General features: G+C 44.1%; 17 protein-coding genes and 1 pseudogene. 5 read left to right on the forward strand and 13 right to left on the reverse strand.

Annotated elements, in window-relative coordinates; genetic code table 11:
* The coding region (locus K1F36_RS12450; RefSeq protein WP_220114123.1) for a sigma-54-dependent transcriptional regulator at window positions 1–1,072 on the reverse strand (1,072 nt) is incomplete at its 3' end.
* A 5-nt stretch (window positions 1,073–1,077) separates the two neighbouring features.
* On the reverse strand, window positions 1,078–2,163 hold the full coding sequence (locus tag K1F36_RS12455) for a sensor histidine kinase (protein ID WP_258539055.1): 1,086 nt from the start codon (window positions 2,161–2,163) through the stop codon (window positions 1,078–1,080).
* A gap of 129 nt (window positions 2,164–2,292) precedes the next feature.
* On the opposite strand from K1F36_RS12455, the gene K1F36_RS12460 reads away from it, so the two are divergent.
* The 4 genes from K1F36_RS12460 to K1F36_RS12475 all read left to right on the forward strand — a co-directional run bounded on the left by K1F36_RS12460 (window position 2,293) and on the right by K1F36_RS12475 (window position 6,355).
* Window positions 2,293–2,691 (forward strand): cupin domain-containing protein, encoded by a 399-nt coding sequence (locus tag K1F36_RS12460; protein ID WP_258539056.1) that lies wholly within the window; start codon window positions 2,293–2,295, stop codon window positions 2,689–2,691.
* A 159-nt stretch (window positions 2,692–2,850) separates the two neighbouring features.
* The gene (locus K1F36_RS12465) at window positions 2,851–3,153 is read left to right on the forward strand and encodes a carboxymuconolactone decarboxylase family protein (RefSeq protein ID WP_220114125.1); all 303 of its coding nucleotides are present in this window, start codon (window positions 2,851–2,853) and stop codon (window positions 3,151–3,153) included.
* A gap of 307 nt (window positions 3,154–3,460) precedes the next feature.
* Window positions 3,461–4,084 (forward strand): HPP family protein, encoded by a 624-nt coding sequence (locus K1F36_RS12470; protein WP_220114126.1) that lies wholly within the window; start codon window positions 3,461–3,463, stop codon window positions 4,082–4,084.
* A 288-nt stretch (window positions 4,085–4,372) separates the two neighbouring features.
* Window positions 4,373–6,355, forward strand: a complete 1,983-nt coding sequence (locus K1F36_RS12475) for a monovalent cation:proton antiporter family protein (protein ID WP_220114127.1) — start codon at window positions 4,373–4,375, stop codon at window positions 6,353–6,355.
* 136 nt (window positions 6,356–6,491) lie between these two features.
* On the opposite strand, the gene K1F36_RS12480 is transcribed toward K1F36_RS12475, so the two are convergent.
* From K1F36_RS12480 to K1F36_RS12515, 8 genes and pseudogenes are all read right to left on the reverse strand, one after another.
* A complete protein-coding gene (locus tag K1F36_RS12480; RefSeq protein WP_220114128.1) occupies window positions 6,492–7,298 on the reverse strand; it encodes a DUF4138 domain-containing protein in 807 nt (268 codons plus the stop codon).
* Window positions 7,299–7,300: 2 nt separating this feature from the next.
* Window positions 7,301–8,209, reverse strand: coding sequence for a conjugative transposon protein TraM (traM, locus tag K1F36_RS12485; protein ID WP_220114129.1), 909 nt, complete (start codon window positions 8,207–8,209; stop codon window positions 7,301–7,303).
* Window positions 8,190–8,816, reverse strand: a complete 627-nt coding sequence (locus tag K1F36_RS12490; protein ID WP_220114130.1) for a conjugal transfer protein TraK — start codon at window positions 8,814–8,816, stop codon at window positions 8,190–8,192. The genes traM and K1F36_RS12490 overlap by 20 nt, the downstream gene beginning before the upstream one ends.
* A 12-nt stretch (window positions 8,817–8,828) precedes the next feature.
* Window positions 8,829–9,671 (reverse strand): hypothetical protein, encoded by an 843-nt coding sequence (locus K1F36_RS12495; RefSeq protein ID WP_220114131.1) that lies wholly within the window; start codon window positions 9,669–9,671, stop codon window positions 8,829–8,831.
* A gap of 9 nt (window positions 9,672–9,680) precedes the next feature.
* Window positions 9,681–10,292, reverse strand: a complete 612-nt coding sequence (locus tag K1F36_RS12500) for a conjugal transfer protein (protein WP_220114132.1) — start codon at window positions 10,290–10,292, stop codon at window positions 9,681–9,683.
* Window positions 10,289–12,701, reverse strand: a pseudogene (locus tag K1F36_RS12505) (TraG family conjugative transposon ATPase). Before K1F36_RS12505 ends, K1F36_RS12500 begins: the two are co-directional and overlap by 4 nt.
* Entirely contained in the window at window positions 12,694–12,972 is a 279-nt protein-coding gene (locus K1F36_RS12510; protein WP_220114133.1) for a hypothetical protein, read from the reverse strand. Before K1F36_RS12510 ends, K1F36_RS12505 begins: the two are co-directional and overlap by 8 nt.
* A 1-nt stretch (window position 12,973) precedes the next feature.
* Window positions 12,974–13,261 carry a hypothetical protein gene (locus K1F36_RS12515; RefSeq protein ID WP_220114134.1) on the reverse strand — a complete coding sequence of 96 codons (288 nt, stop codon included), beginning with the start codon at window positions 13,259–13,261 and terminating at the stop codon, window positions 12,974–12,976.
* 164 nt (window positions 13,262–13,425) lie between these two features.
* Between K1F36_RS12515 and K1F36_RS12520 the strand changes: the two genes are divergently transcribed.
* Window positions 13,426–14,094 (forward strand): N-acetylmuramoyl-L-alanine amidase family protein, encoded by a 669-nt coding sequence (locus tag K1F36_RS12520; protein WP_220114135.1) that lies wholly within the window; start codon window positions 13,426–13,428, stop codon window positions 14,092–14,094.
* 70 nt (window positions 14,095–14,164) lie between these two features.
* Here the strand turns inward: K1F36_RS12520 and K1F36_RS12525 are convergent, their stop codons facing one another.
* From K1F36_RS12525 to K1F36_RS12535, 3 genes are read right to left on the reverse strand one after another with little or no spacing between them, the layout of a single operon-like run.
* The gene (locus K1F36_RS12525) at window positions 14,165–14,827 is read right to left on the reverse strand and encodes a P-loop NTPase family protein (protein WP_220114136.1); all 663 of its coding nucleotides are present in this window, start codon (window positions 14,825–14,827) and stop codon (window positions 14,165–14,167) included.
* Window positions 14,824–15,363, reverse strand: coding sequence for a hypothetical protein (locus K1F36_RS12530; RefSeq protein ID WP_220114137.1), 540 nt, complete (start codon window positions 15,361–15,363; stop codon window positions 14,824–14,826). Before K1F36_RS12530 ends, K1F36_RS12525 begins: the two co-directional genes overlap by 4 nt.
* 4 nt (window positions 15,364–15,367) lie before the next feature.
* A complete protein-coding gene (locus K1F36_RS12535) occupies window positions 15,368–15,616 on the reverse strand; it encodes a helix-turn-helix domain-containing protein (RefSeq protein ID WP_258539057.1) in 249 nt (82 codons plus the stop codon).
* Between the last annotated feature and the right edge of the window lies 1 nt (window position 15,617).

A 15,617-nucleotide genomic window follows, 5' to 3' on the forward strand; every position in this document is an offset into this window, starting at 1 on the left:
GATAGCGTTCCAATATCTTTAAGGCTTCCGTATCGATTCGCAATAAACGGTCCCTATACTCTATACCGTATTTTTGGAGGAACCGATCTACAAGTAAGGAAATATCGGATTTTCGTTGGCGCAACGGGGGTACCTTTATCTCCACAACGGTCAAACGGTAATAGAGATCCTCACGAAAGTTTTTTTTCTTGATTTCTTCCAAGACATCCATATTGGTGGCCGCAACAATGCGAAGATCAACCTTTTCCGAAGTTCTGGAACCCACCTTGGTAATTTCCTTTTCTTGCAATGCCCTCAATAATTTGGTCTGCACATCCAAACAGGCGGTCCCTATTTCGTCCAAAAAGAGCGTACCCCCGGATGCTGCCTGAAAAAAACCGCTGCGGTCTTGATCAGCACCGGTAAATGCCCCTTTGGTATATCCAAACAATTCCGCTTCTTGCAAGTTGTCCGGAATGGCCCCACAGTTCACGGCAATAAAGGGGCCTTTACTGTATTTTCCCGAATAATGGATGGCCCGCGCTACCAGTTCCTTACCGGTGCCGCTCTCACCATGTATCAATACCGTTGCCCGGTTATCCTTGACCCTGTCTATAATGGAAAGTACTTGATTGAAGGCCGGGGATTCGCCCACCATGTCCTTGAACGGTAGGTTTTTCTTCTGGGATGGAACTGTTACAAGGGATACCTGTTGCGCTCTCCCCTGTTCCAATGCTCTTTCCACGGCCATTTTGAGTTCTGCTTTTGTAAAAGGCTTGGCCATATAATCCATGGCACCGGACTTGATTACTTCCAAGGCGCCGTCAACGGATGGATATCCCGTAACCACCAATTTTGGCATACTGGGATAATGTTCGTTGACATACTTCAATAATTGAATGCCATCGACTTCCGGCATTTGAATATCCGTAATCAACAGGTCTATAGGGGTATCCTTTAATATAAACAAGGCTTCCTTAACCGATATCGCCTTAAAAACATGGTAGTCGAACTCTTTGAGCCTTCTTGCCAACAACTCTAAGATCTTGATGTCATCATCTACGATAAGAATGTTCTCTTTGTTCAATGGCATAGGCGTCAATTTGGAAACTCAATGGTAAAAATAGTACCTTTTGGCACATTGGGCCTATGTACAATACTACCCTTATAACTTTTGATGATACCGTGAACGACGCTCAGACCAAGGCCGGTCCCTTCCCCGATTGGTTTAGTAGTATAAAAAGGTTCAAATATCTTGTTTTCTTGACCAGGTGCAATCCCTTCTCCTTGATCGACGATATTGATGATGATTTTTTGCTTCGTGCTAAGCACCTCCACCTTGATCTCTCCGCGTACGGGTGAGTAATAAGCCGCATTCATAATGAGGTTGAACATGACCTGGGTCAATTGGACGGTATTGGCCCGAATCCTTAAATCGTCGTTGTCGTAGGATTTGATGACCGATAATTGTTTCGCTCTAAGTGAGGGTCCCATCAGACGTATCACACTGTCCACTACTTTATTGAGCTCGACCAATTCCATCTGTTGAGGCATTTCACAGGTAAAGAACATCAATTTTTTTACGATTTCCCTACTGAAGATGGCATTGTCCAAAATCGTTTGTAAATCCCTTTTGGTCCCCGTATCGGTAGCTTCATCCATCAATAATTCGGTAAATCCCAAAATATTGGCCAAGGGAGTATTCAGTTCATGGGCTATTCCGGCAGTAATCTCTCCCATGATATGCAAACGGTCATTACGCTCCATTTGTCTTTTCGTTTCCGCTTCGCTGTCATGGATCTGCTTACGTTCCATGAGGTTGCCCACGGCAAGGCACACATTCTTGAGCAGGGTCTTTTCTTCTGGAAGAAAGTCTTCATCGGAATAGTCTGAGGCCGGATACCCCACGGATATGGTCCCTTCTACCTTATTGAACACAATGACATCACAAGATAGGAGGTTCATTTGCTTGTCGAACCCACTGGTCTGCACCTGATAAGTACCAATGGATACTGCAGCTTCGGCATCTTCAGGAAACCGCCACCCCCTTTTCAAACAATAGGCAATAGCTTCCAGGGAAGTGGACAGTTCATCATAGCCGGAATTCACGATAATCGAAGTGACCTCGTAGAGACAGGTCAACTCTTTAACCCTCTCCTTTAATTTCTGCTCAGTATTTATCATAGCGCTTGAAACGTTTTGACCATAAAGGTACATGGGTCTTTTAATTGATGTCCCATAGTTCTGGGAATTTCATTAAAGTTCCCTACACATAATACACTGCTGCATAGTAGACCAGTATGATGGATTCCAATGGAAAACCTATTTACATCCAAAGTTCCAAGAGCGGATATTTTTCCCTACGCTATGGACGAGGACGGAAAAGGAACAATGGGGAACGTTACAAAGCTTTTGAATATGGAAACAATGAATAGACCTCGATTAAAGAATTTGTCACATGGTGAAACCCATAAGGTTTTGCAGATTGAAGGGAATTACGGCATGTTTATGCCTCCACACCACAGTACGGGGGAAGCAGTCGTTGTCATCAAGAAGGGTGCTGTTCTTATAAAAATGCCCGACACCGAACACAAACTTGAGGTAGGCAATATACTTATCATTCCCGCCAAAAAGGAACATACCCTTACAGCACTAAAGGAATTCAAAGCACTTGTTATCATGGCCCAGGACTCTGAAATATATTTTATTTAAAAAGGAATGCCAGCATATACCATGTGAACAGCAGACCACGATATCTGGATAATTTGATTGCTTGACGAAAGTTCCGTAATGGAGGTCACTTTATCACAATACATACCTCATAACCTCGGATGTCGAACTAAATTGTTCCATCCCTTAAATTAAATTATAATGGACAACAAAAAGGAAATTGCAATAAAGAAAGCCGACCTCGCCCCAGAGCAACATAAAGCTTGGCGTAATTTTAGCCGCTCCGTGTTCAAGGATGGTGTTTTGGATGAAAAGACCAAACAGCTCATAGCAGTCGCTGTGGCTCATGTTACCCAATGCCCCTGGTGTATCAAAGCGCATACCCCTATGGCATTGCGCAAAGGCGCAAACAAGGAGGAAATTATGGAGGCCATTTGGGTTGCGGCCGAAATGCGGGCGGGAGCTGCCTATTCCCATGCCAACATTGCCTTGGAGGAAATGTAAGCTCGGATAAGCCATATTTTTGAACAAAAGAATGCTTTCTGTTGGTCAAGTATTGTTGGCATACAACTCAAAAGCTGCTTGACCCATTAGATGGAAAGTCCTAATTACGTAACAGAAAACAAGTATTTTGTAACATTCGTAAGAGCATGGTATTTGCTCCATTCACACATTCATCGTGCAAGTCCCATGAAAACTACATACAAAGCATCATTGGTACGATTCGTTGCAACGTTCAGTCCTTGGGAAACAGATCCGTTTATAATTGAAATCGGTATGCATCCCTATATTTGCTGGGCAAAACCGGTCTATGATCAAGGAAAAAATCAAACGTAATTATAGAATCAGCAAGTATATCTTCTATAAGGAAACCCTAGTGGACCGTAAAGAAACCTTTTGGTCATTTATCAGTTCCTTTATAGGTGTTGCCCTGATAGGTTATTTACAAAGCCTGTATTTGCTGCCCTTGGAAAATGTTTTCCTTATCGGTTCGTTCGGTGCCACTTGTGTTTTGATCTATGGAGCCGTTCAAAGCCCGTTGGCACAACCCAGAAATTTGATCGGGGGACACCTGATTTCTGCAATTATCGGGGTCACGGTATATAAAGTGATACCTGAACCTATTTGGGTCAGTGCACCTTTGGCCGTATCCCTATCGATCGTGGCCATGCAATTCACAAAAAGCCTCCACCCACCTGGTGGAGCAACCGCCTTGATTTCAGTGATAGGTACGGACCATATCAAATCACTGGGTTATCTTTATGTATTGTTCCCAGTATTGTCAGGAGTGGTCATCCTGCTATTGGTGGCCCTGATATTCAACAATATCACGCACCAAAGAAAGTATCCCACCGATGGTAGGTTTTCAAGAAGTATACAATGGATGGTCTCTCCTACCAAAAACCGAATCCAAAGGTTAAGGAAAAAAATGTAAGAAGCTGAAAAGAACACGTTTTTTGAACCTTTATAAGCAGCACCTTTTAACAAATGGAATCCGATGAGACTGTTCTGAATAAAAAAGGACAGGACCATTTAGGATTAATTTACCTCAATACTAAGGAAAACAACCACTTAACTACCATAGCATCAAGCGTGAATGGACTCGGCAGGAACCAGGATCATTCCACTTGAAAGAAGGATGATCCGCTTATATTTGTAGTTACTTTTCAGGTACAAGCTTGACCACAAGAAGTAGATAAACGGTTAAATACAACAAAAACCTATGCACATACCTTTATTGCAGGACATCCTGATACTTCTCGGTTTTTCCACGATTATTGTTTTTGTATTGCAAAAACTCAAACTACCTTCTATCATAGGGTTTTTGTTGACCGGGATCATCATAGGTCCCTTTGGACTGAGTTTGATCACTGCCGTGGAACAAGTCGAGATTCTATCCGAGATCGGTGTCATCCTATTGCTTTTTGTTATTGGAATGGAACTTTCCCTAAAACAGTTGGCATCAATAAAGAAAACGGTAGTGGTCGGTGGGCTTTTACAAGTTGGGCTTACAGCGATCATAACGGGGAGCATCTATTATTTACTCGGTTACTCCTGGAGCGAATCGGTCTTTGTTGGCTTCTTGTTTTCCTTGTCAAGTACAGCCGTTGTGCTCAAAACATTGCAGGACCGAAATGAAATTTCTGCCCCGCACGGTAAAAATGCCCTGGCCATCTTGATCTTTCAGGATATCATAGTGGTTCCCATGATGCTCATCACCCCGTTGATCGCAGGGGTATCGGACAATGTTGGACTCAGTATCCTTTCCCTTATAATAAAATTTGCGGTCGTATTGGTGATTACTGTTATCAGTACACGCTATGTCGTGCCCAACTTGATGCATGCAGTGGCCAAAACGAACAGTAAGGAATTGTTCTTATTGGTCACTATTACTTTCTGTTTTGCCGTTGCATTTCTCACATCTGAAATTGGTTTATCCTTGGCATTGGGAGCTTTTATAGCAGGACTGATCATATCGGAATCCGAATACAGCCATCAGGCCACCAGTGTCATCCTGCCCTTTCGGGAGCTTTTTACCAGTTTTTTCTTTGTATCGGTGGGCATGTTGCTCGACCTCAACTTTTTTCTGGGCAATATTCCATTGATACTGCTCTTGGTATTGGGGGTGTTCGTTATCAAGTCAATCGTTGCAGGGCTGGCTGTTGCGGTATTGAATTATCCCACAAGAACGGTACTGCTCACCGGACTTTCACTTTTTCAAATTGGGGAATTCGCCTTTATATTATCAAGGATCGGAATCGAATACGGGTTGATCAACGAACAAACGAATCAATATTTCCTGTCGGTATCCATCGTTTCCATGATACTGACCCCCTTTATCATCATCTTTTCAGAAAGAATTGCCAATAAGTTTATCGGGGTATCCAAAAAAATAGGCTTGGACCCCACATTCGTTTCAGACAAAAGCATATCCGAATTGAACGAAAATAAACTGAAAAACCATCTGGTCATCATCGGGTATGGCATCAATGGCAGCAATCTGGCCAAGGCGGCAGCGGCCAATAACATTCCCTATATCATTATCGAGATGAATGCCGAAGCTGTGCGTCAACAGAAAGCCAAAGGGGTTCCCATACTTTATGGTGACGCGACGCAGGATCACATTCTTCAAGCGGTCAACCTCCCCGATGCCAGGGCAGCCGTAATCGCTATTTCCGACAACCAAGCCACCGAGACCATCATTAAAAATATAAGGTCCTACTCCGACTCCATTTACCTTGTGGTACGAACAAGGTATGTCAAAGAAACTTCAGAACTCATCGCATTGGGGGCCGATGATGTAATACCGGAAGAGTTTGAAACCTCCGTACAGATATTTGCACACGTGCTTCAAAATTTCCTTGTTCCTGAGAATGACATCGATCAACTCGTGGATAAAGTGCGTGCGGACAATTATCAATTGTTCAAAAGTGAACTAAAGCTTCAAAAAAGTTATCGTCCCAAAAACATTGCCGATTTCAATATTACCTGCTTAAGACTTGTTTCGGACAGCAATAAGTTTTTAGGAAAGCCACTGAACAAGTTAAATCTAAGAGCGAACTACGGGATAACCATTTTAGCAATCAAACGAAAGAATGTAATGTTGGATACCGTACAGCCTGATGAAATATTGAAACAGGGAGATATTGTTTACATACAAGGGGAGCAAAGCAAGGTATCGCAATTTCATAAAATGGTCAATTGACCCTTATTAAAACCAAGACTATGCCAAAAAAGCCATAGAAGGCGAAGTATTCTTAGATTTTAAAAAAACCTGTAAAATTTAGTACAGGTAGGTGAATTTCCATATTCTTCGTACACCAGGAACAAAAGCTCCATGCTCATGGCCTTTGCAATGAAAGAAGCCTTGAACCATTTAACTCATATAAACTCACCTGTAATCGCTCTTTGTCCGCCAATACGAACTTGGGCACAACGTAAACAAACCGTTTTATTTTTCCTTTCTTTACAATTTGTGGGCGTTTATAAACATAGGAAATCCCCAGTGGTGTTTCCTGATAGGCAGTCCTTTTTTTATGACTTCCCAAAATGATGTTCAACTCTAAAGCACCTACCTCAAAATCAATCCCGGACCGGTTACTGATTTGAAAGACAAAATACACTTGCTTACCCTGATAAACCATCTGCTCCAACCTAAAAAGCATTCCGTTTTTACGGCGGACCGCCAAGCGTCCAGGTTTTTGAGTCATGAGCATTTCACTTATCCTTTGATATGATTCCCGTTCTTGGGTCAACGAATCCCTTTCTTGATAGGATTGATTTTTGGCTTCATACATGGGATGGGCGTATCCAATCCGATCATCTGTCCTAATAAAGTGAGTATATCGAGAGATATCCTCGGAATATATAAGGTTATAGCTGTATACCGAACCATCAGAGGTAATCACCAGTAGATTACTTTCCTGTCCAGGTGTTGCTTGCAATAGACCGTAATGTGCTTCATTATCCCTATCATAGGTAAATACAAAATTCTGGTGTCCGGTAATCGCTTTTCGAACAGGGTTGGGAAAAAACAAGGCCACATTCTTGTTGTCATTGGCATAAATGGTGTCCAAGGCGCGTTGGCCAAATGCCTTTATCGATAGGGTTGAAATGATGATGAATATGTAGAGGTGTTTTAAATACATGATCAGGGTTTTAAGATGAGTTGATAGTTATTGGGGATGTCCACTTTGATGGTACGATTGTCCTTTCGGAAGAGACTCTTGATGCCCCCCAATTGAGGAACCCCTGGGATATTGACCTCCCGCATGGTCTCATCCAGCCCTTGGTTCACGATGGCACCCCGCAAGTGGTTTTCTACATAGATACCTTCCATGCCATCCTGAAGATCATACGCTTTGAGTGATACGGGATGATTGTCAATTTGGGAAACCTCCACCAATACCCGGTTGGGACGGATCTTGACAAAGCCATATACGTGGGAATATTTGGGCAGGTGGGTGCCATTTATCGTAATGGCGGAAGTGAGCATCAAGTCCAAGCGCTGCCCCTCTCTGATCTGTTGGTTGCCGTTGACCCGTACTGTAGGTGTTGCCATTGAGAAATCGGCATTGGATTCTGGGTCAGAGGCAAAGAAAAGCCGGTGTTCCAAAGCGAGTTCATTGGTTTCAATGTTTTTGGTTATGGGAGCGGAGTCGGAAAGTATTGGGTTTTCCCTCTTTGGTTTGGAGACAGGGAGGGTCGTGGCCCGTTTTGGTGGTAATGGCGCGTCCTGTGCTGCCACATAAATGCTATCGATGATACGTTGCTTTTCATACTCCATATAGTCGGGGTTGAAGTAGCCCTTGTCATCCACCATATGCTCGGGATACATTGGAGGTGCTGTAATCTCTCGTTCTTCTTTGATGGCTTCTAAGGCCTCCAATTTGGATTCATATGCTTTAGGGGATTCCTCAAGGTCAGGTAATGGGATTTGGTCCATGTTCAGTTCGGGCTCTTGCTCCTTGCCAAAAGTGAGCAGGGAATAAGCGGTGATAAACAGGACCACACAGACCAAGACCAGTACAAATACGATTTTATTTTTCTGCAGTTTCATTTTTTTCCAATTTTCGGAGTGAGTTTTCATAAAAATCAGTGATCAACAACCCATGTGGATTATGGGGAAAGTTCCTATCCACTGGGATGAGTTTGCCCGAGGTGAGCAGTTCATAGGTGTCCGTGACACTGCCCCTGTTGATATGAAACACGGTTCGGGTTTCGAAGCGGTAGGGTTCCGTGGTGATGTCGATCTTGGAATCGATACGCTCCACTTGTTGGACCAGGGAATATTGTAGCAAGCGATTGTAAAAACCATCGGCCTTCTTTTGCCTGTACAGGGCATCCACCGAAGCATTGCCCAACCATAGGGCCTTTTCCATATGTTGCTCATAATTGGCTGCATCGACTCCGTAAAACCAACGATGAAATTGCTCCAGATGGGCCAGGGCCTCCACTTCAAGGTTATCCCGTTGGTCGATGAGTTTCAAGGGGATGACATCGCCGGTATCCTTGATCATAAAGGCACTCTTCAGGCTTTTTTGGTGGATTCGGGTTACTAGGATAACAGATATGATACAGACGAATCCCGAAACAAGGACCACCGAGAGGACTACCCAACGGTTCAATCGCAGTTGTTGTTGTATGTTTTTAAAAGGTGTTTTCATTTGCTATTGGGTTTATCCAGTGAACAATCGCAGGGTAAAGCTGGTAGCCTTTCGATAGAGTTTGAACTTGAGCAGTACAATGAAGCCGATGGAGCCAAACTCAATGATAGGGGCAAAGAACTCATTGCCCCAATCCGTCCCAAAGAGGCTGCTCCAAAAATTGGTGTTGATCTCCGTATAGAGGTTGTTGACAAAGACATTGACCAGAAAAAAGGCAGGTACCAGCATATAGACCCCTGCGTATAATTTGAAATAGGTATAGGCCAGGCTTCGGAACTTTTCAAATACCGATAGGCTAATGATCAAAGGGAAAAAGGCCTGTAAGATCCCCAACAGGAAATACCGTTCGGCCAAGAACAGGGGATAGATGAAAATATCCAGTAACCATAATAGCACTCCGATGATAAAGGCCAACATTTTAAGTCCGTACAAGGGCGTGACCAAAGCCTCATATAGGATGGCCATGGCTTTTTTGGCGGCTTCCAAGGCACCCACATCCCGTTCCAGATCCACATCCTGTAGCTGTAAGGGGAGGAGTGCCGGAGCCGTGTCCCGGTATTGGGATTCAATGGCCACAAGGATGCCGTCAAATACACCCAATACCTCTGTGGAGAAGATGACCAAGAGTACAATGACAAAGTTTTTGGCCAGTTCGGTGGGGGTAAGTCCCCACGTATGGCCGTCGGTGGATGCAATGCCCTCATTGTATTTTTTGAGGATATTGACCAAGAACAACAGTACGGCCAAGGTCTTCATCCCTACCATAGTGTACTGGGAAAAGTCACTGTCCTTGATGGTCTGAAAGACCGCATCCACATATTCCAAGCCAATGTTCAGAAAAATCACTTGCAGCATATCGAACTTCTAATAAACCCCATTGAGTGGGCGGTTATTGATAATGTCCTGCATCTTCCGAAAAGAGATGATCTCCCGATAGCGACGGGTCTTGACTTCCAATTCGGCCACCATTTCCTGGGATTGTACTTTCTTTTTCATCAAAATGGCCGTTCGTTCGGCATCCGTCATCTTCAAAAAGTCACTGGAGAGGATTTGGTTGACAAAATCCAGATCGTCGATGGCCGTGTCCATGATGTCCTCAAAGGAGTCGGATATTTGTGCCACCTCATTGGCCTTGATATAGGGAGAGTTCAGAATGTCCCTGAGGTCGTTTTGGACGGTTTGGAACAAGATCTCATTGTTCTTGGCCAGTTCCTTGACCGCCTTCAGTTGTTTGATGGTATTGTTGACCTTGACAATATTTTCCTTTTGTTCTTTCAAAAACTCCACGGTCTTTAAGAGTTCCGAGGTCTGCTTGGCCGATTCCAATAATGACTTGGTCATACTGATGAAATTCGTGTTGTCATATACCGGCATCCCTTGGCAGGCAGCGCCTGCAGGCAATAAAAATGCCATGGCCATGACTAAGCCGAAAGTATAGGCGCTTCTTCTTATGTTTTGTTTTTTCTTTTTGTTCATGTTGTCAAGTTTTTTTGATGTATAAATTCAGTGATGGCTTGTTCCATATCTTGGGTTTGTTCATAGAGCTGCATGATGCGTTCGTTTTCATTGCCATCGGTCAGATAGGCAGCATGGACCTCAGGGGGTACCTCCAATCGAAACACATTGCTTTCCTTGCCGATTTTGATAAAGACCTCCGTGTACTTTCGGTCCCCGGTCAGGTTGTTTCGGATGGATTTGAGCTGGTTCAGGTCATGACTGGACAGGTTCAGTCTATTTTTTAGGGCCTCATATCCCTTCTCGTTCTTGAGGCTATAAATGACCTGGGTGTTTTCCAGGATACTGGCCGAAGTAGCGTTTTCGGGCAATTGGTTGATGGATTGGAGAATAATGCCAATGGCCCCGTTCTGTTTGCGGATAGCCTGATAATAGAACTCCACGCTTTCCAACACATTGGGAAACTTCAATTGTTTGGCGAACTCATCAAAAAGGATGATGCCCCGCTCAGAGCGATTTCGCCATATGGTACGTTGAATGGCCGATTTGATGAGCTTGAGCATCACCGATAGTATTTCCTTGTTGTCCTTGATCTCGTCCAGTTCGAAGACGATCAATTGTTTGTCCTCAAGGGTATAGGTCTGATCTCCGCTTGTATGAAACAGAAAACTGTATGGGCCATCTTTCACATATTCGGAGAGGATATGCAAAAAACTATAGACATTGAAATCGGTTTCCTTGAGTTGTAGCTCTTGGATCAAGGTATCTTTTCGTTGATCCACAAAACGGTATAGGGAGGCCAGGGAATGTTCCCCTTGGATGTGTTTGTAATAATGGAGTACAACTTTTTTGACGGCCACTTCCCGTGATTTGTTCACTTTTTCTTCTGCCAAGAGTTCAAGCAGAAAAAGGGCAAGATCCTCCAAACGCTCGGGACTTAAGTCTGCGGGATTTGATAGGTAAAAGGGGTTTATGCCCAGGTTTTTCCCCTGCTCATAGCGCAGTATGATATGCTGATCGGGGTAGAGGTGGGCAAACTTGGCATAGGATCCTCCAAGGTCAATGATGACCAATCGAACGCGCGCCTCGAAGTATTGCCGAAGGATGTTGTTGGCCAGAAAGGATTTGCCTTCCCCGGTAGGGGCGAAAATGGCAAAGTTCCTGGCCTTGATACGGCGCTTTTCTTCATCCCAGACATCCTTGAGCACCGGGATATTGTACTGGCGGTCGTTAAAGATGATTCCTGTGTCATCGGATTTATAGTTGGTGTTGTTGATGTAAAGGCAAAGGGCGTGTTTCATGTCGGAGACATAAAGGTCTTCATTGGAGAAGTTGGAGGCGTGACAAGGATGGGAATTCAGAAAGTAGTGTTTGCGTTCCTCCCCATTGGGATGGTAGGGTACCATGTCAAGCTCCTTAAATTCCGCCTTGATTTTGGAAGTGATCTGCTTTAAACAATGTTGTTCTTGGTGCCAGCAAATGATGTTCAGATGTCCACGGATAATGCGGGAACTATCATCTTGATTGATTTGATCGACAATTTGTTGGATCCTTTTAAGGATCACCTTGGTTCTGGGTCCCGAAATTGGAGCTTTTGGAGAGCTCTTCAATTTTTTTGTCCAGTAGCTTGCGCCATTTTTGTTTGTCATCCAGATATAGGATATGGTTGACAATATGGTTTTCCTTGAGGTCCAATCCCAAACCGTCCAAAAAGCCTTGGTGGAAGGTAAAATCATCCGAAGTGAACCTGCTATTGGAAGTACTGCTTTGCACTGATTCGCCAAAGCAGAGCTCACTGTTGATGGCCATAGTATCAAAATAATGGTCCCCAATCTCGATATGTTTGTTTTTCAATAATATATCCGTGTCAAAATCCAGGTTGAACCCATTGAAGTATTCATGGGTATGGGCCAAAATCTCCTTTGGTTCCATGGGATGTAGGGTAATGTGCTTCGCATTGTTGATATAGGAAACAGCGTCATTCACAGCAGTGATGAACTCGGCCACTTGTAAGTCCAGTTTTCTATGGTATCCCTTTGCAGTTTTACGAAAGGGATTCACATATTTGGAGGCATTGAGCACTTTGTCCAATGGGAGTACAAAGAAGAGATACCCATCGTGTTTTATATACTCCCTTCCTTTGAAATGGTCATGTGTGGCCTTTTCCAAAAAGGTATTCTTGTTGAGTTGCTCAGCCGTGTAGCCTAGTTTTTGATAGACATCCTGTTTATGGATGATCGTGCCCTTGGGCAAGGATTTGAACGCTTGGAACCAAGTCCCGTGGAGTTTCTCAAAATCCCTTTCGGAAAGGGAATACACTTCGGGGAGTTCCACTGTATGGCAAAAGACCACATTGCCGTTGCTGGCAAAGACGGTATGGTTTTGAATATCCAGGATGGGATGATGTGCGTTCAGGTTGATCTTATGCATGGTTCAAAGGACTAAGTCGTTTATTGCTGATAGTGCTGGGAAAGGTGTTCTTGACCTTGACGGGAAAGGGCTTTTTGACCCACCGGCCCAATGCCCCATAGAGTAGGGCATTGAACAGCAGTAGGCCCACGATGACACCAAAATGGAAGGAAAAGATGATGATCAATAGGGAACCGATGACCGATACCATCTGTAGGGCAAAAAAGGATATGGGGAGCCCCAAGACCATGGCCTGTTTTCGGATGTTACGATATGTGGGGTAGGTTTTCATCCTAGACCACGATTCCAATGAGGTAGGTGAAAATGCCCACAACGGCCCCGGCTATAAGGACAAAGACCAATACCCGGGTGATGCCTTTTTTAAGGTCGGCGTTCTCGCCGAAGAAATGGCCTGCATTGAACAGGAAGCCTACTAAAAAGATGACGCCCAGGATAATGGGGAAGATGGCCCGTATGGTATCGGAAATGTCATTGACCGAATCCTCAATGCCTCCGATCTGGGCCAGAATGGAACTGGAGAAGAACAAAAAAAGAATGGTAATAAAATGTGATTTTCTCATATCGTAAATGTTTAAATTCTGGACGATTTCGATATTCGAAAATTACCGTATATTGACACACAAATATCTGATAATCAGTTTTTTGTTAATAATATATTTTTTGATTCGATTTGTTTCCCATTGGTGCAAATTGACATCAAATTATATGTGAAAACAGGAACGCTATGTTGATAACCCGAAAACCCCACTTTTACAAAACCCTCAAAAAAGTCAGTTTTTGTTTTTTGATGCTCAAAATGTGCGTCATTTTTGGTCAAGAAATACCTGATAAAGAGATTCTGGTCATTGACCCCGGACATGGCGGCACCCATCCGGGAGCCATCGGAACCAATGGGGTCAAGGAAAAGGATGTGGCCTTAACAATCGCCAAGGAAATAGTTCGGTGGAACCGTACACTTTTGGATGGAACCTATGACATCTATCTAACACGGTACACCGATACCCTCATATCCCTTGGAGATCGCTCCGGATTGGCAAAAGCCCCTCAGGCCGATGTGTTGGTGTCGCTGCACTGTAACCATGCAGAAAATTCGAAAGCAAAAGGCATGGAGGTATATATCCACAATTCACAGAACCGTTGCAAGGAATCCCTGGAACTTGGCGTATCGATTTTGGTTGAAGCAGTGGACAACCTTGGCATCGATGACCGAGGCGTCAAAACCAGCAATTTTCAGGTCTTGCGAGAGCTTATCCATTATCCTGCGGTATTGGTCGAATTGGCCTTCCTATCCCACCAGGATGAAGCAGGCTATTTTGTAAATGGCAGGAAAATCAGGGCCGTGGCCCTTGCCATCCTGTTGGGCATTGACAATTTTAAAAACCTGGAACCATAAAAGCATTTTTAGTGGAGTTCATCAAGATAATTGGGAAACTATTGGGAATGGTGCTCAAACGGCAACGAAGTTATTTGCGCTTGTCCTTGCTGTCCTTTTCAAAGGCCACCAGATTGAACATCTGCCGCATGCGGCTCCTTACCCGTTTACCATAGCGCTCCTCTAGCTCCTTGGCATTGAGATTGGTGGTGCAATGGGTCTTGATCTGCTGGTTGACAAAAAGCTCGTAGCGAGATAACAGGATCTCCCCCATCACGTTGCAATCCTTTCCATAATGTCTCCCCGTGGGTTCCACGCCAAGGTCATCAAAACAATAGTACTGCCCGTTACCGTAATCCTCAATGACCTTGAAACCAATGTGGCTGAACCCGAACACGATGTTTCGGCTGGGAATGACGGAATACGGTTTTTGGTAAGGCACAAGGAATTTCAATAGCCGCATCAGACTGGTCTTGCCACAGCCCACTGGCCCGGACAGCAACAGGCCCTTGTTGGGGTCGATGCCGTCCTTTTTGCAGTTGTCATAGTCCTTGATGATGTAGTTGCAGAGTTTCAGCAATATCCCACGGTCTTCCTTGTAGATCCTGAACCGTTCCCCAAACATGAGCTTGCCCTTGGCCTCCAGATAGATGAGCATCTTGTCAAAATCATATAGGATGTTGTTGCCGCTCAGTTCCCCCAAGCGGTAGGTCAGGTTGCCCTCCGTGATGATATGTGGATGGTCCAGTTTCATAGTGGTTCCCCGTAATCCTTGTCCGAGGTAGTTTTTAGGTTATCCCGATGTTGGCCAAGCCCGTTAGGTTTGTTGTTGTTTTCAAAGTCCAACGGAATTAAATTTTTTAAATTATCCGGTTTGGTAATGTTTTTATGGTTTGATCTGGTTTGTATATGTTTTATTATAGATACCAGTGCTTGTCCACTGCTTGTCCCGTTTTTGGTACGGCTTCGGTACACAGCTTGTCCATCACTTGTCCCAAAATTGAACATCTTGATACGGCTCCCCTTAAAAGGGTTATGGGATGGAATATATAGCAAATAGTTCCAATGGCTCAACTGCTTGATACATTTATGGTAAGTGGACTTGGAACCTATTTTTGAAAAATCCATTACCTCTTCCCTGTTGATATGGAATTCCTCCCTAAAAAAATTATGGTTCCAAAGCTGAAAAAGGGCTACGTACAGACTGATATGGGTCGGGTTCAAACGGTTGTCCTTGGCAAATTGGTCAAAGACACCGTTCAGGTGCTTGATATAATTGATGCCCTCCAAACCCCTAGAAGGTTTTATTGACTTTGTTCCGTTCCAGTACTTCCATGATCTCCCGCTGATCGTAATAGAGCACCCCTCCTATTTTGGTATAGGGCAATGTGCCATTGATGCGCAAATTCTGTAAGGTTCCCGGGGAAATGCCCAAGAGTTCCCGGACTTCATTGGATTTGAGCCATTTCTTGGCCATAGTCCCGTTGTGGTTTTGCAATAGTGCCTTGATGTCCTCCAAAAGTTCCACTTTGAACTCCATCAGG

Origin of the sequence: Flagellimonas abyssi (assembly GCF_019457905.1) — a bacterium.
Lineage (GTDB): Bacteria > Bacteroidota > Bacteroidia > Flavobacteriales > Flavobacteriaceae > Flagellimonas > Flagellimonas abyssi.